We start from the raw sequence: 22,003 nt of genomic DNA, 5'->3' as shown, positions 1-22,003 counted from the left end.
CCGAAGCGCGGCTTGTGAAGCGGCGGCGACCCGGCCCATAAGGCTTTCATCTTTAGATGAACGGGGAGCCGCAAATGCTCGTGGATGGAAAATGGACCGCCGACTGGCATCCGGTGCAGGCGACGGACAAGAAAGGCGGCTTTGTCCGCCAGACCTCCGGCTTCCGCAACTGGGTGACACCTGACGGTTCGGCGGGGCCGACGGGCGAGGGCGGTTTTGCGGCCGAAAGTGGCCGCTATCATCTTTATGTCGCGCTGATCTGCCCCTGGGCATCGCGCACGCTGATTGGCCGAAAGCTGAAGAAGCTGGAAGAGGTGATTTCCGTTTCCGTGGTCGAGCCGGCGCTTTCCGATGAGGGCTGGAAATTCGGCGACTATCCGGGTTCGGGCCGCGATACGCTCAACGGCTTTACCTATATGCACGAGGCCTACACCAGGGCGGATCCGCATTATACCGGTCGCGCCACCGTGCCCGTGCTTTGGGACAAAAAGACAAAAACCATCGTCAACAACGAATCCGCCGATATTCTGCGCATGTTGAATTCCGGTTTCGGCGCTCTGGCCGATGATGGCGTGGACCTGTATCCGGAAGGTCTGCGCGATGAAATCGATGCTCTCAATGACCACATCTATCCGCGCCTCAACAACGGCGTTTACAGAACCGGTTTCGCCACCACGCAGGTGGCCTATGAAGAGGCCTTCGCCGACGTCTTCGCAACGCTTCAGGAGCTTGAAAACCGTCTTGTTTCAGGCGGGCCTTTCCTTTTCGGCGATCTTCTGACCGAAACGGATGTCCGGCTTTTTGTGACGCTGGTGCGTTTCGACGCCGCCTATTACGGCCTGTTTAAATGCAATCTTCGCCGCATTGCCGATTATTCCGCGCTGCACGCCTATATGATGCGCGTGCTGAACGTTCCGGGCGTGCGCGACACGGTCAATATCGATCACATCAAGCGTGGTTATTATTCCATCAAGGCGCTCAATCCGACCCGTATCGTGCCTGTCGGCCCCGATCTTCCAGGACTTGACGGTGTTTCCCTTCGCCCTTTTCATCTGAGCAGATGATGGATTACACCGGCTTGCCGACCTGATCGAGCAGCCAGGCCTGAAAGGCGCGGGCCAGCGCATTGTCCTGCCGTCCTTCCGGCAGGGCGATGTAATAACTCTTGTCGGTCCGCAGGGGAATGTCGAAGACGATTTCGAGGCGGCCGGAGGCGATCTCCGCCTCGATGAGATATTTCGGCAGAAGGGCAAAGCCGATGCCGCTCGCGGCTGCCTCGATGATCATCGAAAACTGGTCGAAACGGCTACCCTGATAAGCGTTAGCCGCCGTCACACCGTTCATCTCCAGCCATTCCGTCCATAGTTTCGGCCGCGTCGTCACATGCAGGAGCGGTTGTCCGGTCAGGTCCTGCGGCACGCTCACGCTGGCGCGGCGCAGGAGGGTGGGGCTCGCAACCGGCACGATCACCTCGTTGCATAAAAATGTGCAGGTGCCATGCGCCCAGACCGGCTGGCCGTAATGAATGGCGAGATCGAAACCTTCCTCATCGAAATCGAAGGGGTGGGAGCGCGAGCCGATAGTGATTGCCACATCAGGATTGTTGTCGATGAAGCGGCGGAGGCGCGGCATCAGCCAGCGGCTGCCGAATGTCGGCAATGTCGCGACGGAAAGCGATGCGTGCGATGTTCCGGCTGAAACCGCGCGCACCATCAGCTGTTCGGACTGCTGCAACAGGCGTCGCACGTCCGGCAGGAATTTGCGGCCCGCCTCCGAGAGCACGACCCGCCTGCGGATGCGCTCGAAAAGCTGCATTCCCGTCTGCGCTTCGAGTTCACCGATCTGCCGGCTCACCGCGCTCTGCGTGAGGTTGAGTTCTTCCGCCGCACGCGTAAAATTGCCGTGCCGCGCCGCGCATTCGAACGCTTGCAGGGTAACGATGTCAGGGACCAGTCTTCTGCGTGGATCCATTCCATTCTCGCATCAACTTACCCGCTTTCCTCATTAGAAAGCGTTATTGTAGCCATATATGATTACGGGAAAGAATGGAACGGTGCAAAACGCCAGTTCCAGAGAACGGATGACAAATTCGGGGAAAGAAAAGTGACGGGAGTTGAAAGCGCCGCGTCAAAACGGCCTTTCCTCCCTTTTTTAGCCAAAAGGACGACGGATATGGATGCGACCACGAAGCTCGATGTGAAACAGGAAGCGGCGGCCCTGCTCGACAGGATGGGCGTTGCCCGCGAACTTTATACCAGCGGCGATATGGCGTCCTTCAGCCCGGTGACGGGTGAGCAGGTCGCGAGCCTGAAGACCGTTTCGGTCGAAGGTGTCGCAGCCGTGATCGACCGGGCCGACGCCGCTTTCAAGGCATGGCGCAATGTGCCGGCTCCCCGTCGTGGTGAGTTGATCCGGCTGCTCGGTGAGGAACTGCGCGCCTTCAAGAGCGATCTCGGCCGTCTCGTGTCGCTGGAAGCAGGCAAGATTCCGTCCGAAGGTCTCGGCGAAGTGCAGGAAATGATCGACATCTGCGATTTCGCCGTCGGTCTTTCCCGCCAGCTTTATGGTCTCACGATCGCCACCGAACGTCCAGGCCACCGCATGATGGAAACCTGGCATCCGCTTGGCGTTGTCGGCGTCATCTCCGCCTTCAATTTCCCGGTCGCGGTATGGTCGTGGAATGCGGCGCTCGCCATCGTCTGCGGCAATTCGGTGGTCTGGAAGCCTTCGGAGAAGACCCCGCTGACGGCACTTGCCGTTCAGGGCATCTTTGAGCGCGCCGCCGCCCGCTTCGGCGATGCGCCGGAAGGTCTCTCGCAGCTTCTGATCGGCGACCGCGCCGTTGGCGAGGCATTGGTGGATAATCCCAAGGTGCCGCTCGTCTCGGCCACCGGTTCCACCCGCATGGGCCGTGATGTCGGCCCGCGTCTGGCGAAACGCTTCGCCCGCGCCATTCTGGAACTCGGCGGCAACAATGCCGGTATCGTCTGCCCTTCCGCCGATCTCGACATGGCGCTGCGCGCCATCGCCTTCGGCGCCATGGGCACGGCCGGTCAGCGCTGCACCACACTTCGCCGTCTCTTCGTGCATGACAGTGTCTATGACCAGCTCGTGCCGCGCCTGAAAAAGGCCTATGCGTCCGTTTCCGTCGGCAACCCGCTGGAAACCTCCGCACTCGTCGGTCCGCTGGTCGACAAGGCGGCTTTTGACGGCATGCAGAAGGCCCTCGAAGCGGCGAAAGCGCATGATGGCGTGGTGAATGGCGGCGGCCGCGTGGATACGGGTGCGCCTGATGCCTATTACGTCCAGCCGGCGCTTGTCGAAATGCCGAAGCAGGCGGGGCCTGTGCTGGAAGAGACTTTCGCGCCGATCCTCTACGTCATGAAATACAGCGATCTCGATCAGGCGATCGACGACCACAACGCCGTTGCCGCCGGTCTTTCGTCATCGATCTTCACCCGCGACATGCAGGAATCGGAACGGTTCCTGTCGTCGGAAGGCTCCGATTGCGGCATTGCCAACGTCAATATCGGCACTTCGGGTGCGGAAATCGGCGGCGCCTTCGGTGGCGAGAAGGAAACCGGCGGCGGCCGTGAATCCGGCTCCGACGCCTGGAAGGCCTATATGCGCCGCGCCACCAACACCATCAACTACTCCAAGGCGCTGCCGCTGGCACAGGGTGTTTCGTTCGATATCGAATAATCGCCTCTTCCAGAGAGAAATTGATCCACCATGCCGGCGCGGCTTCATCCACGCCGGCATTTCTATTCGCCGTGGCGGCACCAAGGGACAAGGCATGAACCGGCAGGGCCGAGACCCGCCGGACAATATCGTCAGCCAATGCTCATCAGGCTGGCGTTGCCGCCGGCGGCCGTGGTGTTGGCGCTGACGGAGACTTCTTCGACCAGCCAGTCGAGATTATAGGGCTGGCTTTCCCCGCAAAGCGCTTCCGTCGCCGCGGCCTGAACGAGAGTGAGCGGGCCGGGCAGGGCGGCGATCTTTTTATTGACCGTCACGATACGATCCGCGTCTCCCTCAACCAGCGCGCCGGCGAAGGGACCGGATTTTTCCCAATCATCCGCCCAGACGATGCGCGAGGTTACAGTGGCCGGCAAGCCATAGATCGACTTCTCCAGTCCAGAAGCATTGTCGATGACAACCGCGTTTCCGGTCGCAAGCGCTGCCGCTAGCTGGCGGTAAAGCCCCTGTTCGGTTGCCGGAACCAGCAGAACCTTTCCACGCGGATGCAGCGCATAGACATTGCGCTCGCCGACAGGCCCCGCCAGCTCGGTTTCAAAGCCGAGGCCGGAAAGCGCTGCCGCCTGACGTGCGGCTTCGGCCGCGACGGTTTCGCCGTTTTCGTCCAGCCAGCGGGCGAGATCGACGGCTGCCTGATCCTGCTGGCTGGCGATGCGGTCGATCTTTGGCGCCTTTTGCGTCATGCGGCCGAGATAAAGCGGGCCGCCCGCCTTGGGGCCGGTGCCGGAGAGGCCGCGTCCGCCAAAGGGCTGCACGCCGACAACCGCGCCGATGATGTTGCGGTTCACATAAAGATTGCCGGCCGCGACGCGGGACAGAACGTGCTGGATCGTATCGTCGAGCCGGGTGTGCAGGCCGAAGGTGAGGCCGTAACCGGTGGCGTTGATCTCGTCGATCAGCCGGTCGAGATTGTCGCGCTTGAAGCGGATGACGTGCAGCACCGGGCCAAAGACTTCGCGTTTCAGATCGGCAAGCGATTTCATCTCGATGATCGTTGGCGGCACGAAGGTGCCCCTGCCGGTCTCACCCGCAAGCGAAATCTGTTCGATGCGGTGGCCGAGCCCGCGCATGCCCTCGATATGCTTTTCGATGATGCCCTTCGCCTCCGCGGTGATGACGGGGCCGACATCGACGGAAAGCTTGTCGGTGCGGCCGATCCGCAATTCATGCAGTGCGCCTTTCAGCATGGTCAGCGTGCGGTCCGCCACATCTTCCTGCAGGCAGAGGATGCGCAATGCCGAGCAGCGCTGGCCGGCGCTATCGAAGGCGGACGCGATGACATCGGCGACGACCTGCTCGGCAAGCGCGGAGGAATCGACGATCATGGCATTCTGTCCGCCGGTTTCTGCAATCAGCGGCACCGGCTGGCCATTGGCCAGAACCCGACCGGCAAGCTGGCCCTGAATGAGCCGCGCCACTTCCGTTGAACCCGTAAACATTACACCTGCCGTCGATGGTGAACCGACGAGTGCTGCACCTGTTTTACCGTCGCCCGGCAGAAGCTGCACGGCGTCTTCCGGAACGCCTGCCTCATGCAGCAGGCGTATGCCCTGAGCCGCGATCAGCGGCGTTTCTTCGGCGGGCTTTGCCAGAACCGGATTGCCGGCGACCAGCGCCGCCGCTACCTGACCGATGAAGATCGCAAGCGGAAAGTTCCACGGGCTGATACAGACGACCGGGCCGAGCGGCGTTTCGCCGGCCTTGAAGTTTCTGCGGGCTTCCGCCGCATAATAACGCAGGAAGTCGATCGCCTCGCGCACCTCGGCAATCGCGTTCGGCATGGATTTTCCCGCTTCGCGCATGATGAGGCCGAGCAGGGCGGGCATCTCGGCCTGCATCGCGTCGGCGGCGCGCTCCAGGCAGGCGGCGCGTTCATCCACCGGGGTGGAAGGCCAGTTCGAGGCCGCCGCCCGCTGCATGGCCGCTTCGGCATCGGCTTCAGTCGGTTCGGTCACATGGCCGACGATATCATTGTGGTCGCCGGGATTGAGAACCGGGCGCGCGTTACCGCCTGCCTGCGGCGCGGCGGCTTTCCATTCCGTTGCTGTACCTGCCTTGAGGGTTCCGTCTAGTGCGGCGAGCGTCGTTTCGTTGGAAAGATCGAGGCCGGCGGAATTTTTGCGTTCAGGGCCGAACAGACCTTCAGGGGCGGCGATGCGGTCGTGACGCGCGCCGGGAACGGGGTAGGTTTTAACCACCGTGACCGGGTCTTCCAGCAGGGAATCCACCGGCACGGCGGGGTCGGCAATGCGGTTGACGAAGGAAGAGTTCGCACCGTTTTCCAGCAGGCGGCGCACGAGATATGCCAGCAGCGTCTCATGCGTGCCGACGGGGGCGTAGAAACGGCAGGGACGGTCGAGCTTCTTTTTGCCGACGACTTCGCTGTAGAGCGGTTCGCCCATGCCATGCAGGCACTGGAACTCGTAGTCGCCGAGTTTGAAGTCTGGACCGGCAAGATGGTAGATCGTCGCCATGGATTGCGCATTGTGGGTGGCAAACTGCGGAAAGACCAGATCGCGCGCGGCGAGCAGCTTGCGGGCGCAGGCGATGTAGGAGACATCCGTGTGCACCTTGCGGGTGAAGACCGGGAAATCCTCCAGCCCCTCCACCTGTGCGCGCTTGATTTCCGCGTCCCAATAAGCGCCCTTGACGAGGCGCACCATGATGCGGCGGCCCGCACGGCGGGCGAGATCGATGATGTAATCGAGAACGAAGGGGCAACGGCGGCCATAGGCCTGCACCACAAAGCCGAGGCCGTTCCAGCCAGCGAGATCCCTGTCGAGCGCCAGTTCTTCGAGAAGATCGAGCGACAGTTCCAGCCGGTCGGCTTCCTCGGCATCGATATTGAGGCCGATATCGTATGTCTTGCTGAGCAGCATCAGCGATTTGACGCGCGGAAGAAGCTCAGCCATCACCCGCTCAGCCTGGGCGCGGGCATAACGTGGATGCAGCGCCGAAAGCTTGATGGAAATGCCCGGCCCGCCATAGATGCCACGGCCGGCCGACGCCTTGCCGATGGCGTGGATGGCGTTTTCATAGTCCTTGTAATAACGCTCCGCATCCTTGGCGGTGGTCGCGGCTTCGCCGAGCATATCGTAGGAATATTGGAAGCCCTGTTCCTCCAGCGGCTTCGAACGCTTGATCGCTTCGCCGATGGTTTCGCCGGTGACGAATTGCTCACCCATCATGCGCATGGCCATGTCGACGCCACGGCGGATGACGGGTTCGCCGGCGCGGGCGATGAGCTTGGTCAGCGCCGACGAAAGGCCGCTATCGTTTACCGTCGACGTCAGCTTGCCGGTGATGACGAGGCCCCAGGTGGCGGCATTGACGAAGAGCGAGCGCCCTCCGCCAATATGGGACTTCCAGTCGCCGCGTGCGATCTTGTCGCGGATAAGCGCGTCGCGGGTGGCTGTGTCGGGAATGCGCAGCAGCGCTTCGGCAAGGCACATCAGCGCCACGCCCTCGTGGCTGGAGAGCGAATATTCCTGCACCAGCCCCTCGACGCCGGTGCCCCTGGTCTTGGCGCGCAATGCCTCGATCAGTTTGCGGGCGGTGTCGCGAATGGCTTTCGCCTCTTCAGCCGTCACCGTTGCCGCCTCGATAAGCGGCGCCAGGCATTCTTCTTCCGGGCGACGATAGGCGGCGGTGATCGCCTTGCGCAACAAGCTTTGCTCGCGCACCGGCGGCGCAAAATTCTGGAAAATATCGTTCGCCACTACACCGGCGTTGCTTGCACCATCGGCCATTCTGAAAAACCCTGAAAACGCTGTTGAAGACAGACCTACGGCGGCCGCGTGTCCTCCGCCCGCCGCTTTTCATCTCTGGCACAGACAATATCATCATCGCAAAAATTGCTATGGCCCTATTGTCGGGATAAAACAGGCTATATGAACTTTTATTTTTTAGATAAGGCGTAAAATCGCGTGGCAAATAGTCAAAAAACAGACGGTCTGGACCACTTCGATCTCAAGATCCTCGAGGCGCTCAGCGAGGACGGGCGGATGTCCGTTCTGCAATTGTCAAAACGGGTCGGTCTTTCCAAGACGCCCTGCCAGACGCGGCTGAAGCGGCTGGTGGATGAAGGCTATATTCTCGGCTTCCGCGCCATGCTCAATCCGCAGAAGCTCGGCGTCGATCACATCGCTTTCGCCGAGGTAAAACTCTCCGATACGCGTGAAAAGGCGCTGGAGGAGTTCAACGCGGCGGTGCGCAAGATCAAGGAAGTGGAGGAGTGCCACATGATCGCCGGCGCCTTCGATTATCTTCTGAAGGTGCGCACCAGCGATATTCGCAAGTATCGAAGGGTACTCGGCGAAAAAATCTCGAGCCTGCCATCCGTGGCCAACACTTCGACCTTCGTGGTCATGCAATCGGTCAAGGAAACCGGCATCTGAAAAGCGGCCATGAAAAAACGGGCAGACGTTTGCCTGCCCGTTTCTGTCGTTCAATTTCCTCAGCGCGCCGTGGCAGCGGCGGTCACCGCGCTCATCTGCGCATCCGGGCCGAACTCGTTTTCGTTCTCGATGCCGAGCAATTCCTGCAGGCGCAGTCTCGCACGGCTCACGCGGCTCTTGATTGTGCCGACAGGGCAACCGCAAATCTCGGCGGCTTCCTCGTAGGCAAAACCCGAAGCCCCGATCAGCAGGATGGCTTCACGCTGGTCGTCCGGCAGCTTTGCGAGTGCTGCACGGAAATCCTGAAGGTCTACCGAACCATGCTGTTCCGGCGGCACCGACAGGCGCGAGGTATAGACGCCGTCCGTATCCTGCACCTCACGGCCGGATTTGCGAATCTGGCTGTAGAACTCGTTGCGCAGGATCGTCACCAGCCATGCCCGCATGTTGGTGCCAGGCTGGTAGCTGTCCTGTTTGGCCCAGGCCTTCATGATCGTGTCCTGCACGAGGTCGTCGGCACGGTCCCTCGAGCGGATGAGCGAAATCGCGAAGGCGCGCAGGTTCGGCAGCGCCGCCAGCATTTCCCGCTTGAAATTGTATTCTGTCTGTTCCGGCTCTTTCGCCATCATTCCTCCGAAGCCTTCGTCTTGGCTCTGCTTTCGGCTTCATCGAGTTTTTCGAGAAGGTCGAGGAATTTGTCAGGGATGCCTTCATCCTGAACGGCATCATAAAGCTCCCTGAGCTTGCGGGAAATCACCGCCCGTCCCGAGTGTGGAACCTGGGGGGCGGCCGGATTGTCCGGCTGGTCTTGGTCCGATTGAAATATTCTCATAACGTCCGGTATTCCTTCTGCGTCGTGGCAAAGAATGCGCGGTGAAAAAAATAGTTCCGGCGATCCGGAACTATTTTTGACATGCGCACGTTGCTATCGTGGGTTTGCGTTGCAGACCGCATGAAAGGGGAGAATTCCATGTCAGTTTCTACACGCATCGCACCGCACCTGCCATATCTGCGCAGGTTCGCGCGTGCCGTTTGCGGCTCACAATCGACGGGCGATGCCTATGTTGCGGCAACACTCGAAGCTCTGATCGCCGATATCAGCATTTTTCCGCAGACAAGCAGCGATCGCGTTTCGCTCTATCAATTGTTCGTATCGATCTTTAGTTCCGTCACGATCAATATTAAGACCGACGAAAACCTGTCGGGATGGGAAAAACGCGCCTCGGCCAACCTCTCCGCCGTGCCGGCGCTGGCCCGTCAGGCTTTCCTCTTGACGACGGTCGAAGAATTCACGCCATCGGAAACCGCAGAAGTCCTGAAAGTCTCCGAGGATCAGGTCGGCAAGCTGATCGACGAGGCAGCCTCTGAGATCGCCCGGCAGGTGGCGACCGATATCATGATCATCGAGGACGAACCTCTGATCGCGATGGATATCGAGCAGATGGTCACCGATCTCGGTCACCGTGTCACTGGCATCGCCCGCACGCATACGGAAGCGCTCGATCTCTTCCATCGCACCCAACCGAAGATGATCCTTGCCGATATTCAGCTTGCCGACGGCAGTTCCGGTCTCGATGCGATGAAGGACATTCTTGAGATGACCACCCTCCCGGTTATCTTCATCACGGCTTTCCCCGAGCGTCTTCTGACGGGCGAACGGCCGGAGCCGACCTTCCTCGTGACGAAGCCGTTTAATCCGGACATGGTGAAGGCGCTTATCAGCCAGGCCCTGTTTTTCAACGAAAGCTCACGCGCCGCGGCGTGAATTTTGCCGAAGCCGCAGGCTGACCGGGAACCAGTCTGGCGCCCGGGCGTTGGCGGTTACAGTCGTGGGGCTAACCTGCGGCGTTCTGCAAGGAGATGAATTTGCATCGGCTGGCATGGCACAACGCGGAGAGGAACGAAAGCGAACTTCACGACTCGCTCGTTCTCGCCTTGCTCGATTCGGGTGAAACAGTCATGCTGCAGGACTGGAACCGCGACTATATATTCGTGGCCAATCTGCCGGATGTCTGGAAACTTCCGGCCGATTCCCACCCGACCGACGAAAATCTGTTCGGCAAAGATCTCTCCGCGCGGCTTGCCGAACTTAAAAAGGACATGAAGACGGCGGGCAGCCGCGGTATGCTGGAAGTCAACGCCGGCAACGATCGTGTCTTTCAGTTTCAGGTCCACTCCACCTTCAACCAGTCGAACCAGGTGGTGATGAAAACCACCATTCGCGAGGTGACGGCGGAAAGGCGGCGCGAGCAGCTTCTGCGCTCGTTGCTGCGCGAGGTCAGCCACCGTTCCAAGAATCTCCTGGCGATCATCCAGAGCCTTGCAGGCCAGACGGCCCGCTTCAGCCTGACCAAGGACGATTTTCTGAGAAAGTTTCGAGGACGGCTACATGCTCTTGCGCAAAGTCAGGATCTCATCACGGATTCGGACTGGCGGGGCGCGCGAATATTCGAGCTGCTGCGCCAGCAATTCGATCTTTATGTGCCGGAATATCCGAACCTCATCCATATGGAAGGCGAAAACCTGCTGCTAAATCCGAACGGCGCGCTTTATATCGGGCTCGCCTTCCATGAACTGGTCGTGAACACCGTCAGCCATAGCGGCAATCTTGCCTATCACCCCCCCATATCCCTGCAATGTCGTCAGGAGGGTGAGTTTTATATGGTTGAATGGAATGAGCCGATGATGCAGTCGAAAGAGCCGGTCGAAACCCGGCGTGGCAGCTTCGGCAGCGTGGTGCTCGAAAAGGTGGTTCCCTCCGCGCTGGGTGGAAGCGCCGAATACGAGTTGACGGCTAAGCGAATCGTCTACCGGCTGAAATTTCCTTCCGGCGACAGCGTGGACGCCGCCTGAAATCGCGATATCGGGCGCGACGCCGGGTTTAACGCTCATGTCCTGGAAATCAAAAACAAATAGCACGGCTCATGAAAAGAGCCGTGCTATTTTATGACAGGTTTTCAGGGGTGAAACCTGTTTATTTTCAGCCAAGCTTCAGGCGGGGACGGGGGAATTGCTTGGCCTGCAGTAAGAATGCACCTGCCGGGAATAGGTTCCCGCAAAATGCATTTTTTAACAATCGACAAATGAGCTGCTTTTGAACCCGCTTGCCAGCATCAGTGCTGGCCTGTCTGTTCCGATCTTTTGGGCGTGAAATAACGCATCGGCGCCTCCAGCGTCCACTCGAAGCCGGCTTCACGATATTCCGTCAGCACCTGCCCACCGAAGGCGCCTTCCGCATGCCTTTTTATGACCGTGGTGCCGAAACCCTTGCGGCTCGGTTCGCTCGCCGGAGGGCCACCGGTTTCGGTCCAGACGAGGTGGATCATCTGGCGCCCGTCTTTTTCAAACGGCTGCCAGCGCACGGTGATTTTTCCTGTTGGAACCGACAATGCGCCATATTTGATGGAATTCGTCGTCAGCTCATGGATCACCAGGCCGAAATTCTGTGCTGCTTCCGGGGAGAGCATGAAATCATCTCCGATCAGCAGGACGCGATGCGCCACGGTGCCGAAAACTTCGAGATGGGTCTCGATCAGCTTGCGGATCGGCAGGCCTTGCCATTGAACCTCCGCTAAGGCCCGGATCGACATTCCAAGGCCGCGCAGGCGGTGATCCACCTCCTTTTGAAATTCCGGAATACTTTTATTTTCGCGTCCCAATTGCCGTATCATCGCCTGAACCAGCGTCAGAATGTTCTTGGAACGGTGTACAAGTTCGTGCAGCAGCAATTGCAGCCGCTCTTCTGACTGGCTTCTGTCGAAGGACGCGTTGGAGAGTGCTATGGCGACCTGGTTGGCTTCCTTTATCTTGGTATCGATGGGTGCGACGATCTCGCCCTCACCGATGCGCTCGGCCATCAGGGTCAGATCACGAATGGAGCTGCGCAATTGCCGGCCGACCAGATAGGCGCCGCCAATGGCGATAAGCACCAGCACCAGGCTGCCGATCATCATCTGTCGCCAGGTATCTATCAGCGCCGCCTGGCTTGCGGCGAGCGGACCCCACATCACCGTCTTCCATTGCCAGCCCGGTAATTGGGCATAGGCATAGAGATTGCCCTTGCCGTCAAAAAAATTGCCGCTGAATGCCTGCATCTCCGAAAGGACGTCCGGGGTGACAAACGGCTTGCCCATTTCCGCCTCATCGGGCGCGCTTGAGACGACAACGCGGTTGTTGCCGTCAATGATGGCGACCGCCCAGTTGCGTGGCAGGGTTTCCGTGGGAATGAGCCGGCTCAGGTCGCTGGTATTCTGCGTTAGGATCAGGGCGTCTCCGGCGGCGTCCAAATCCGGGCCGAGCGGCAAGGTGACGTTGAACACCCATTCCTTGCTGGTCTGGCCGAAAAACATGTTCGAGACGGTGATGCGGCCAGAGTCGATCGCTTTGGCCAGGTTGGCTTCCGCCGGCACCTTGCCGAGCGGCTGGCCATAGGGCATGCGTGTATTGAGACGCTGCTGGCCATCTTTGGTCGTGAGAATGGCGTAGAGGCCCTCCCGCTTCAGGCTGTCGGCGACGCGTCCCTGAAACGCGGCGAGATTGCCGCTTTCAAGTTCCGGGAATTGCGACAGGAGATTGAGAGACGTGGCGATTTCCTGCAGGCGGCGGTCGATATTGCGCGAGGCCACCCGCACGTCCTCGATGGTTTCCCGTTGCAGGTCGTCGCGTTTTTCCGCTTCCAGGCGCAGCATCAGATAGCCGCCAAAGAGAATGAGCGGCAGGGTGATGACGGTAGCCATCACCACCAGATAGGTGCCGATGGAAGCCGTTGGGAAAAAATTCGCGCTGCGCCGACGCAAAGCCGAAATCATGTCTTTCAGTCTGTTGCCGGGTAGAGGCATACAAAACTCCGGCAGTTATGGCATTGTTACGGCACGGATAATACCGTGCCGTCCCTCATTAGCAATGCCTGATTTTTTACCTTCGGTCGTTGTGGCAGGCCACAATTGCATCGGTATGATTGAAAAAATCGGAACTATTTCAACGACCAACCCGTTTGCCTGACGAACCGGTCGAGCAGCGGGTATGAAATTCATCACCGCCGGCCAGTTGAGAACGATGAAAGGAAGGTACGAAATGGCAAAGAAAATTACTATCCTCGTCACAGCTGCTTTGATGGGCACCACGGCTTTCGCGCCGCTGGCCATCGCTCAGGGTACGACCCAGCCCGCACCGGCAAATCCGAGTGCGCAGACAGAGCCGGCAAACCCGCCTGCCACCCCGATGACGCCTGCCGCCCCTTCTGCCAATGACAGCGCGGCCACAACGATGGGTGGCGCCTATTTGACCGAGCAGGGCGAAACGCAGGTCAGCGCGAACGATTATATCGGCAAGTCGGTCTATACGGCGGCCGATGAAAGCATCGGTAACGTCACCAACCTGATTATGGAAGAAGATGGCGGTCTGGTTGCTGCGGTGATCGGCGTCGGCGGCTTCCTGGGCATCGGCGCAAAGGATGTTGCGGTTCCGATGGATAAGGTAACGATGACGCGCAACGCGCAAGACGGTACAATCCGCCTGACAACGACGGAAACGGCGGAAACGCTGAAGGCCGCTCCCGAATTCAAGACGCTGGAACAGCAGGCGAGCGAAAAGAACGCGACAACGCCGGCGGCCCCTGACGGCACGACGACGTCCGCCACCAAGCCCTAATTCCCGTCCCTGGGAGGCAGGAGCGGGACCGGCTTCAATCACCTGTCCCGCGAGAGGCACCGGCCAACAGGCCGGTGTCTTTTTTCTATCTGATCGCCGGCTGTTCAATCGCCCGCATTGCGGGAGGAGTGCCAGGCCCAGGCGGATTTGATGATGTCGGAGAGGGAATAACGCGGCTCCCAGCCGAGAACCTCCTTCGCCTTGTCGTTATTGGCGACGAGTGTCGTGGAATCGCCGTCGCGCCGCCCGGTATATTCGACGGGGAAGGGGCGGCCGGAAACCTCCGAAATCGCCGCCAGCAGTTCCTTCACAGTCGTTCCGGTGCCGGTGCCGAGGTTGAGTTCGACGGTCTCCCCGCCGGCAAGCAGATAATCCACGGCCCGCACATGCGCATCGGCGAGATCGAGAATGTGGATATAGTCGCGCACGCAGGTGCCGTCGCGCGTGTCGTAATCCGTGCCGAACACCTTGAAGCCTTGACGCCGGCCGAGTGCGGCTTCGATGGCCAGCGGGATCGCGTGGGTCTCCGGCTTGTGCCATTCACCGATGCGGCCTTCGAAATCCGCGCCAGCGGCGTTGAAGTAGCGCAGCATGACCGAACGCAGCCCCTTATAGGTGCTGTAATCCTTCAGCGCCTGCTCCACCACCCATTTGGTGCGGCCATAGGGGTTGATCGGCGCCTGCCGGTGCGTCTCGTCGATCGGTACCTGTTCGGGCAATCCGTAAGTTGCGCAGGTGGACGAAAAAACGAAAGCCGTGACGCCGGCATCGATGGCGGCGGAAAGCAGGTTGAGCGAGCCGATGACGTTGTTGTCATAGAAAGCCACGGGCTGCTTGACCGATTCACCGACTTCGATCAGCGCAGCGAAGTGAAGAACGGCCTCTGGCTGGTGCTTGGCGAAGACCTCGTCCAGCCGCGCCCGGTCGCGAATATCACCCTGTTCGAAAGGCCCCCAGCGGACAAACTCCTCATGCCCGTTGGACAGATTGTCGAAAACGACCGGTTCATACCCTCGCTCAGACAGGAGAAGGCAGGTGTGCGAACCGATATAGCCGGCACCGCCGACGACAAGGACTTTCTTCTTCATCAATTGCCTTTCAGAAAATTACGGACGCGCAGAGACTGCCCGAGACTGTATGTCACTTTGTTCAAATAAGGGCGGCGTGGCGGGCAACGCCAACAACCAGTCTATCCTTCGCGGGTAACATAAAAAAAACCGCGCATCCATCGTCTGGATGCGCGGTTGGTCTTGCAAGGCTGCCAAGAAGTTACTTGGTCTTTTTTGTACCCGCCCTCGTCGCGAGAAATCCGGCCGCAACAGCGACGGCAAGTGTCGCGTAAGGGCGTGCCTGGATTGCAAGCGAAAGCAGCGATTGCAGCGCGAGCGGCGCAGCCGTTAAAGGTGCTGCGGCAGCAAATGGTGACATCGGTCTGGTCGCGTAGACCCTCGGGCGTTTGAGGATGGCGAGCGCCACCAGCATGATAACACCGAGCAGAAAGGCAGAGCCCGCAACGACGAGCGCTGCAGGTCCAGCCCCCACGTGACGCGCCAGATAGATTGATCCCGCCACGACCGCTGCGACAAAGGCTATCAGGAAAAATATCCCCGCCAGCACCGACAATATGATGACGGAGCGCAATCGTCTCGTGACGACACGCCCTTCACGCTGGGTCTCCCCCAGATAGACCAGCAATGCCTCAAGCATGAGCTTATCGACGCGTCAGGAGGGCAAGAACGAAGCCGACGCCGACGGCGATGCCGAGCGACTGCAGCGGGTTCTTCTGGACCTGATCGGTGAGGTTGTCGTTCAGCGTGGAAATCTCGTTACGGACAGTGTCCGCCATGTCACTCGACGCGGAAATTGCATCGTCTGCGACCCGCGCGGCCTGTGCCTTCAGCTCGTAAGATGCGCCGACGCCAAGCGCTTTCACACTCTTGGCAAGATTTGCCAGATCTTCGCGAAGCTGGGCGAGCTGTGCGGCCACATCGGCTGCGTCACCGCTTTCGAGGGATTGCTGGATCTTGTCGTTAACGCTGCTGCGCACGCTTGCCATTGGTCAGGTCCTTCTTGAACATCGTTGATGGAAATGGCGACATGTCAATGACTGACACCGCTTAACTCTCGTTGCGGCGGCAGAAACAACCCGCCTGTCCGGGAGTAAAACGCGCCGACCCGGCCTTGGTTCCGTAACGTCATGTGATTATTTGCCCTTCTTGAATGGTCAGGCATTTTTCAGGAATTCGCCCCCGGACATTTGTTTTCCTGTCACAAGCATCCTATAAGGCCCATCATCGAGACGTACCTTGACTTCAATCAATATGTGAAACGACATGCTGCAGACGCCCTATTACCTCATCGACAAGACAAAACTTCTTCGCAACATGGAGAAGATTGCCTATGTGCGGGAAAAATCCGGCGCCAAGGCGCTCTTGGCGCTGAAGTGCTTCGCCACATGGTCGGTTTTCGATTTCATGTCGCAATATATGGACGGCACCACCTCGTCGTCGCTTTATGAAGTCCGTCTCGGCCGCGAGAAATTCGGTGGTGAAACCCATGCCTATTCCGTCGCCTATGCCGATTACGAAATCAACGAGGTGATCTCGAATGCGGACAAGATCATCTTCAATTCCATCAGCCAGCTCGAGCGTTTTGCGGACAAGGCCTCCGGTATCACCCGTGGTCTGCGCCTCAACCCGCAGGTCAGCTCTTCGAGCTTCGACCTTGCCGATCCCGCGCGTCCCTTCAGCCGTCTCGGCGAATGGGATGTGGCCAAGGTCGACAAGGTCATGGACCGCATTTCCGGTTTCATGATCCACAATAATTGCGAAAACGGCGATTTCTCTCTGTTTGACCGCATGTTGACCCAGATTGAGGAAAAGTTCGGATCGCTGCTGTCGCGTGCCGAATGGGTGAGCCTTGGCGGCGGTATCCACTTTACCGGCGATAATTATCCGCTCGACCAGTTCTGCGACCGTCTGCGGGCCTTCTCTGAAAAATATGGCGTTCAGGTCTATCTGGAGCCGGGCGAAGCCTCGATCACGAAGAGCACGACGCTCGAAGTGACGGTTCTCGACACGCTGTTCAACGGCAAGAACCTTGCTATCGTCGACAGCTCCATCGAAGCGCACATGCTCGATCTGCTGATCTATCGTGAAACCGCCAAGGTTTTGCCGAACGAAGGCGAGCATCCCTATATGGTCTGCGGCAAGTCCTGCCTCGCCGGCGATATTTTCGGCGATTTTCGCTTCGACAAGGAGTTGAAGGTCGGCGACCGCATCTCCTTCCAGGATGCGGCCGGCTACACCATGGTCAAGAAGAACTGGTTCAACGGCGTGAGGATGCCGACCATCGCCATCAAGGAACTGGACGGCACCGTTCGCGCCGTTCGTGAATTCGACTTTGCCGATTTCGAGCAAAGCCTGTCTTAAACCCTGTTTTTAACATGAAACGAAGCTCATCCCTGCGGGGAAAAGGAGGCATCACCTGAAATGAAGAAGAACGTTCTGATCATCGGCGCCGGTGGCGTAGCACAGGTCGTGGCGCATAAGTGCGCCCAGAACAGCGATGTATTGGGAGACATTCATATTGCGTCACGGACCGTGGAAAAGTGCCGCAAGATTGTCGAGTCCGTACGCGAAAAGAAGAGCCTCAAGACAGATGTGAAACTTGAGGCCCATGCGCTTGACGCGATGGATATCGAGGCGACGAAAGCCTTGATCAAGAAAACCGGCGTGGAAATCGTCATCAATGTCGGTTCGGCTTTCGTCAATATGTCCGTTCTTCGTGCCTGCATGGACACGGGTGTTGCCTATATGGACACGGCGATCCACGAGGATCCGACCAAGATTTGCGAGACGCCGCCGTGGTATGGAAACTACGAGTGGAAGCGCGCGGAAGAGTGCAAGGAAAAGGGCGTTACCGCCATTCTCGGCGTCGGTTTCGACCCAGGCGTGGTCAACGCCTATGCGCGTCTCGCCAAGGATGAGTATTTCGACAAGGTCACCTCGGTCGATATCGTCGATATCAATGCCGGCAGCCACGGCCGCTGGTTTTCCACCAACTTCGATCCGGAAATCAACTTCCGCGAATTCACCGGCGTCGTTTACTCCTGGCAGAATGGCCAGTGGCAGACGAACCAGATGTTCGAAGTCGGACAGGAATTCGACCTGCCTGTCGTCGGCAAGCAGAAGGCCTATATGACTGGCCATGACGAAGTGCATTCGCTGTCCAAGAACATGGACGGCGCCGATGTGCGCTTCTGGATGGGCTTCGGCGATCACTATATCAACGTCTTCACCGTGCTAAAGAACCTTGGCCTCCTGTCCGAGAAGCCGGTCAAGACGGCCGAAGGCCTGGAAGTCGTGCCGCTCAAGGTGGTCAAGGCCGTGCTGCCCGATCCGTCTTCGCTGGCGCCTGATTATGTCGGCAAGACCTGCATTGGCGATATCGTCAAGGGTATCAAGGACGGCAAGGAGCGCGAAGTCTTCATCTACAACGTGGCTGACCATAAGGAAGCCTATGAAGAAGTCGGCTCGCAGGGGATTTCCTACACCGCCGGCGTTCCGCCGGTCGCAGCCGCCATGCTCATCGCGACTGGCGAATGGGACGTGAAGCAGATGGCGAATGTTGAAGAACTGCCGCCGAAACCGTTCCTGAACCTTCTGAACAAGATCGGTCTTCCGAACCGCATCAAGGACGAAAACGGCGATCGCGCGCTGGATTTCTGATTGCCGGTGTTTTGATTGATAGAATGGAAGCCCCGCGAAAGCGGGGCTTTTCTTTTGGCGGCTATCCCTTGGGGAACTGCCCTATGAACAGATGCAGTGCTTTATGCATCGCTTCCGAAGGGGGCTCTGCAACATGCCACTCCGGAAAATGCCCATCGATTGCCATGCGGGCAAGGCCATAGACCAGTGCGCGGGAGCTTAGCACGAGTTGGTCGAGGTCGAGGACCTTTGCGAGCTGGCCGTTTTCACGCGCCTGCGCGAGCAGGTTGACCATCAGGCGACGTATGGCGTCATTCTGCTCGCGTAGAATATCGGACGAATTGAAATCGATCAGCGTTCTCGAGCTGATGATTTCGAAATGCGTCGGATTGGCCAGTGCCCAGCGCAGATAGCCGTGGCCGATGGCTTCAAAGGCGACGAGGGGATCGTCACTGCCGGCCTGTCGTCTTGTGGCTTCGACGGATTCGGTCAGTCGGCTCATCGCCTGTTCCGCGACAGCAGTCATCAGAGCTGTTTTCGAACGGAAATGCCTGAACGGCGCTCCAGGCGAAACGCCAGCGCGCTTGGCGGCTTCGCGGACTGAAATGTTCTCTACACCTCGCTCCTCGATGATTGCGATCGTTGCCGCGACAAGTTCATCGACGAGATTGCCATGGTGGTAGGGCTTGTCCCCATTCGCTTTCGTGTTCGTACTCATGGCTGTCCCTAGCATGGAACGCGGATGTAATCACTGATTATTTTTCTCTTGCGTAAAGCCGCTCCCTTGATGTAAGCATCGATTACATTTTGTCAGGAGGGTTCAATGCTGCGTTTATTGTTAAAGTTCAGTCTCGCATTTACCTTACTTCCAATCGCCGTCGCATATGCCGGGGACAGCCCAACCCTCGAAATCGTCTGGCCGAAAGCCGGCGATGTCATAGAGCTGGGGAATGACCCGGAACGCGCAATCGGCGTCGTCGTCAAAAGCAACTTCATGCTGCTTGCCGCCGGGCAATGTGGAGACAACGGCCAATGCGGCCACGTGCATATGAAAATCGACCCTTCAGGCGATACGTGCAATATTCCCGGCCGCACCTATAACAGCATGAACAGCGACTTCGGTGGGGATTTGATCAAGGCCCGTTTTGGCCATTGCCCCAGCCCGGCCGGACGGCATGTCATCGGCATTCTACTGGCGAACGATCACCATCAACCCGTTCTGGTTGACGGTAAGCCGGTCACGGCCCTTGTCGAAGTGACGACCAAATAGGGATGCCCGTTACGGACATTCTGTAAATGTCGCAATAAAAAGGCCCCGTGCAAAAACGGGGCCTTTGACTTTCAGATGTCGAAGAGCGAAAGGCAATCAGCCCTTTGTCGGCTTCGGACCACGCTTCTCGAACGGCTTGTCCTTCTTGCCCTCGTATTTCGGCTTGTCGCCGAAGGGCTTTTTCTTTTTCCAGGGCTTGTCGTCGCCCTTGCGGTCATCGCGGGGAGCGGCAGCATTGTCCGATTTGCTGAACTTGCGCTGGGCCTTCGCCGGGCGGGTGTCTTCGCGGAAGCTGCCGGTTATTTCCGGCTTGCCTTCCAGCGCCTTCAGACGGATGCCCTTTTCGAGCGTCATATCCTTGCCGATGGCGGAGGTGAAACGGTCGACGGCATCAGCCGCCAGTTCCACGAAGGTCTCCGTCTGCTGCATGCGGATCGCGCCGATATCCTGGCGGGTGATCTTGCCGAAACGGCAGAGCATGGGGATGAGCCAGCGCGGTTCGGCGCTCTGTTTGCGGCCAACGGAGAGCGAAAACCAGGCGCTGTCGGAGAAATCGGACCTGTCGCGGCGCGGCGCATTGTTTTCGGGTGTTTCGAAACTGTCGCGGCGCGGCTTGCGGGTGTTGTCAAGCGCGACCTCGAAAATGTCCTCCGGCGCCGAACGTCCGGCATGATAAAGACGCACGAAGGCAGCGGCGACTTTTTCCGCGCCATGCTGTTCCAGCAGTTTGGTGACGAAATCGCGTTCGTCATCCGCCACTGCTTCGCTTAGCGTAGGATCGGCCAGAAGCCGGGCGCCGTCGCGCTCGACGATCTCTTCAACGGAGGGTGGGTGAACCCATGCGGCACTGACCTTGGCGCCTTCGAGCAGACGCTCGGCCTTGCGGCGCTGGCTGACAGGCACCACGACGGCGCTGACGCCCTTCTGACCGGCGCGGCCAGTACGGCCGGAACGGTGCAGAAGCGTTTCGGAATTGGTCGGCAGGTCGGCATGGATGACGAGTTCGAGGCCGGGCAAATCGATGCCGCGGGCGGCAACGTCGGTCGCCACGCAAACGCGGGCGCGGCCGTCACGCATGGCCTGCAGGGCATGTGTGCGTTCGTTCTGCGTTAGTTCACCGGAGAGAGCCACGACCGAAAAGCCGCGATTGTTCAGGCGTGCCGTCAGATGGTTCACCGCGGCCCGGGTGGAGCAGAAGACGATGGCGTTGCGGGCTTCATAAAAGCGCAGCGCATTGATGATGGCGTTCTCGCGATCGGAAGGCGACACCAGAAGCGCGCGATATTCGATATCCACATGCTGCTTCTGTTCGGAAGCGGTGGCGATGCGCACGGCGTTCTTCTGGTAGCTTTCGGCCAGCTTGGCGATGCTGCGCGGCACGGTGGCCGAGAACATCAGCGTGCGGCGATCGTCCGGCGATTCTTCCAGAATGAATTCCAGATCTTCGCGGAAGCCGAGATCGAGCATCTCGTCGGCTTCGTCGAGCACGACGGCGCGGATCGACGAAAGATCGAGTGCGTTGCGCTTGATGTGGTCGCAGAGACGGCCGGGCGTGCCGACGACGATATGCGCACCGCGCTCCAGCGCCCGGCGCTCATTGCGGATATCCATGCCGCCGACGCAGGAGGCAATGGAGACACCGGCAAACTCATAAAGCCATTCCAGTTCGCGCTTGACCTGCATGGCCAGTTCGCGCGTGGGGGCAATGGCAAGCGCCAGAGGGGCAGCGGCCTGGCCGAAACGGGTATTGTCACGCAGCAGCGTGGTCGCAAGCGCGATGCCGAAGGCAACGGTCTTGCCGGAACCGGTCTGCGCGGAAACCAGCGCGTCCTTGTCGGCGAGTTCGGGCGCAAGCATGGCCTGCTGCACGGGGGTCAAGTCTTTGTAGCCGCGTTTTTCCAACGCCTGCGCGATCGCCGGGGCGATACCCTGGGTGTCTGTCATCTACCGTCTTTCGGATATGAAGCTGCCCGCATCCGCCCGAAACCAATAGATCCTAATGTCTCCGGGGCAGCCGATGCAGGCCATTTCGGCCATCTGGCCGGTTGCATTGCCGCGCTCATACTGCGAATGGGCCCATTTGTACAGTGCACTGCGGTACGCTCTTTTACGGGTGCTTTATCTCGTTAACGGTTCGATGCTGTCTTCGTCCGTTTTATCGGCCCAGAAAGAAGGCGTACCGCATGGTTCATAAACGGCATTGCGTGCCCCCCACCTTT

19 protein-coding genes are annotated in these 22,003 nt (G+C 59.2%); 9 read left to right on the top strand and 10 right to left on the bottom strand.

The window, feature by feature from the left end; translation table 11 throughout:
* The first annotated feature begins 74 nt into the window (after positions 1 to 74).
* On the top strand, positions 75 to 1,064 hold the full coding sequence (locus ACQZ48_RS19220; protein ID WP_374638102.1) for a glutathione S-transferase family protein: 990 nt from the start codon (positions 75 to 77) through the stop codon (positions 1,062 to 1,064).
* Positions 1,065 to 1,068: 4 nt separating this feature from the next.
* Here the strand turns inward: ACQZ48_RS19220 and ACQZ48_RS19215 are convergent, their stop codons facing one another.
* On the bottom strand, positions 1,069 to 1,971 hold the full coding sequence (locus tag ACQZ48_RS19215; protein ID WP_269824552.1) for a LysR family transcriptional regulator: 903 nt from the start codon (positions 1,969 to 1,971) through the stop codon (positions 1,069 to 1,071).
* Positions 1,972 to 2,172: 201 nt separating this feature from the next.
* Here ACQZ48_RS19215 and amaB point away from each other — a divergent pair, with 201 nt between their 5' ends.
* The gene (gene amaB, locus ACQZ48_RS19210; RefSeq protein ID WP_077984952.1) at positions 2,173 to 3,702 is read left to right on the top strand and encodes an L-piperidine-6-carboxylate dehydrogenase; all 1,530 of its coding nucleotides are present in this window, start codon (positions 2,173 to 2,175) and stop codon (positions 3,700 to 3,702) included.
* Between the two features lie 131 nt (positions 3,703 to 3,833).
* Here the strand turns inward: amaB and putA are convergent, their stop codons facing one another.
* Complete coding sequence (gene putA, locus ACQZ48_RS19205; RefSeq protein WP_448729184.1) at positions 3,834 to 7,508, bottom strand: trifunctional transcriptional regulator/proline dehydrogenase/L-glutamate gamma-semialdehyde dehydrogenase; 3,675 nt, start codon at positions 7,506 to 7,508, stop codon at positions 3,834 to 3,836.
* A gap of 177 nt (positions 7,509 to 7,685) precedes the next feature.
* Here putA and ACQZ48_RS19200 point away from each other — a divergent pair, with 177 nt between their 5' ends.
* Positions 7,686 to 8,156, top strand: a complete 471-nt coding sequence (locus ACQZ48_RS19200; protein ID WP_077984950.1) for an Lrp/AsnC family transcriptional regulator — start codon at positions 7,686 to 7,688, stop codon at positions 8,154 to 8,156.
* A gap of 59 nt (positions 8,157 to 8,215) precedes the next feature.
* Here ACQZ48_RS19200 and ACQZ48_RS19195 read toward each other — a convergent pair whose 3' ends face one another.
* Positions 8,216 to 8,782 (bottom strand): RNA polymerase sigma factor, encoded by a 567-nt coding sequence (locus ACQZ48_RS19195; RefSeq protein ID WP_003508744.1) that lies wholly within the window; start codon positions 8,780 to 8,782, stop codon positions 8,216 to 8,218.
* The gene (locus ACQZ48_RS19190) at positions 8,782 to 8,988 is read right to left on the bottom strand and encodes a NepR family anti-sigma factor (protein WP_077984949.1); all 207 of its coding nucleotides are present in this window, start codon (positions 8,986 to 8,988) and stop codon (positions 8,782 to 8,784) included. Before ACQZ48_RS19190 ends, ACQZ48_RS19195 begins: the two co-directional genes overlap by 1 nt.
* Before the next feature lie 138 nt (positions 8,989 to 9,126).
* Here ACQZ48_RS19190 and ACQZ48_RS19185 point away from each other — a divergent pair, with 138 nt between their 5' ends.
* Together ACQZ48_RS19185 and ACQZ48_RS19180 are read left to right on the top strand one after the other, a co-directional pair.
* A complete protein-coding gene (locus ACQZ48_RS19185; protein WP_080794289.1) occupies positions 9,127 to 9,921 on the top strand; it encodes a response regulator in 795 nt (264 codons plus the stop codon).
* Positions 9,922 to 10,016: 95 nt separating this feature from the next.
* Positions 10,017 to 11,009 (top strand): sensor histidine kinase, encoded by a 993-nt coding sequence (locus ACQZ48_RS19180; protein WP_448729183.1) that lies wholly within the window; start codon positions 10,017 to 10,019, stop codon positions 11,007 to 11,009.
* Positions 11,010 to 11,269: 260 nt separating this feature from the next.
* On the opposite strand, the gene ACQZ48_RS19175 is transcribed toward ACQZ48_RS19180, so the two are convergent.
* Positions 11,270 to 12,994, bottom strand: a complete 1,725-nt coding sequence (locus ACQZ48_RS19175) for a sensor histidine kinase (protein ID WP_077984947.1) — start codon at positions 12,992 to 12,994, stop codon at positions 11,270 to 11,272.
* Positions 12,995 to 13,229: 235 nt separating this feature from the next.
* On the opposite strand from ACQZ48_RS19175, the gene ACQZ48_RS19170 reads away from it, so the two are divergent.
* Positions 13,230 to 13,805 (top strand): PRC-barrel domain-containing protein, encoded by a 576-nt coding sequence (locus ACQZ48_RS19170; protein ID WP_374638098.1) that lies wholly within the window; start codon positions 13,230 to 13,232, stop codon positions 13,803 to 13,805.
* Positions 13,806 to 13,909: 104 nt separating this feature from the next.
* Here the strand turns inward: ACQZ48_RS19170 and galE are convergent, their stop codons facing one another.
* From galE to ACQZ48_RS19155, 3 genes are all read right to left on the bottom strand, one after another.
* Positions 13,910 to 14,893 (bottom strand): UDP-glucose 4-epimerase GalE, encoded by a 984-nt coding sequence (gene galE, locus ACQZ48_RS19165; protein ID WP_045015763.1) that lies wholly within the window; start codon positions 14,891 to 14,893, stop codon positions 13,910 to 13,912.
* 181 nt (positions 14,894 to 15,074) lie between these two features.
* Positions 15,075 to 15,512 carry a hypothetical protein gene (locus ACQZ48_RS19160; RefSeq protein ID WP_443389046.1) on the bottom strand — a complete coding sequence of 146 codons (438 nt, stop codon included), beginning with the start codon at positions 15,510 to 15,512 and terminating at the stop codon, positions 15,075 to 15,077.
* A 4-nt stretch (positions 15,513 to 15,516) separates the two neighbouring features.
* Positions 15,517 to 15,861 (bottom strand): DUF883 family protein, encoded by a 345-nt coding sequence (locus ACQZ48_RS19155; protein WP_149148979.1) that lies wholly within the window; start codon positions 15,859 to 15,861, stop codon positions 15,517 to 15,519.
* A gap of 277 nt (positions 15,862 to 16,138) precedes the next feature.
* On the opposite strand from ACQZ48_RS19155, the gene nspC reads away from it, so the two are divergent.
* Positions 16,139 to 17,236, top strand: coding sequence for a carboxynorspermidine decarboxylase (gene nspC / locus ACQZ48_RS19150; protein WP_443389044.1), 1,098 nt, complete (start codon positions 16,139 to 16,141; stop codon positions 17,234 to 17,236).
* 60 nt (positions 17,237 to 17,296) lie between these two features.
* Positions 17,297 to 18,535, top strand: a complete 1,239-nt coding sequence (locus ACQZ48_RS19145; RefSeq protein WP_448729182.1) for a saccharopine dehydrogenase family protein — start codon at positions 17,297 to 17,299, stop codon at positions 18,533 to 18,535.
* A gap of 61 nt (positions 18,536 to 18,596) precedes the next feature.
* On the opposite strand, the gene ACQZ48_RS19140 is transcribed toward ACQZ48_RS19145, so the two are convergent.
* Positions 18,597 to 19,232, bottom strand: a complete 636-nt coding sequence (locus ACQZ48_RS19140; protein ID WP_448729181.1) for a TetR/AcrR family transcriptional regulator — start codon at positions 19,230 to 19,232, stop codon at positions 18,597 to 18,599.
* 105 nt (positions 19,233 to 19,337) lie between these two features.
* Here ACQZ48_RS19140 and ACQZ48_RS19135 point away from each other — a divergent pair, with 105 nt between their 5' ends.
* Positions 19,338 to 19,784, top strand: a complete 447-nt coding sequence (locus ACQZ48_RS19135) for a hypothetical protein (protein ID WP_173991413.1) — start codon at positions 19,338 to 19,340, stop codon at positions 19,782 to 19,784.
* Between the two features lie 96 nt (positions 19,785 to 19,880).
* Here ACQZ48_RS19135 and ACQZ48_RS19130 read toward each other — a convergent pair whose 3' ends face one another.
* Positions 19,881 to 21,728 (bottom strand): DEAD/DEAH box helicase, encoded by a 1,848-nt coding sequence (locus ACQZ48_RS19130; RefSeq protein WP_137412444.1) that lies wholly within the window; start codon positions 21,726 to 21,728, stop codon positions 19,881 to 19,883.
* Positions 21,729 to 22,003 lie beyond the last annotated feature (275 nt).

It is taken from the genome of Agrobacterium sp. 22-209-1, from assembly GCF_053522485.1.
This window is presented reverse-complemented; position numbering and strand designations above follow the sequence as displayed.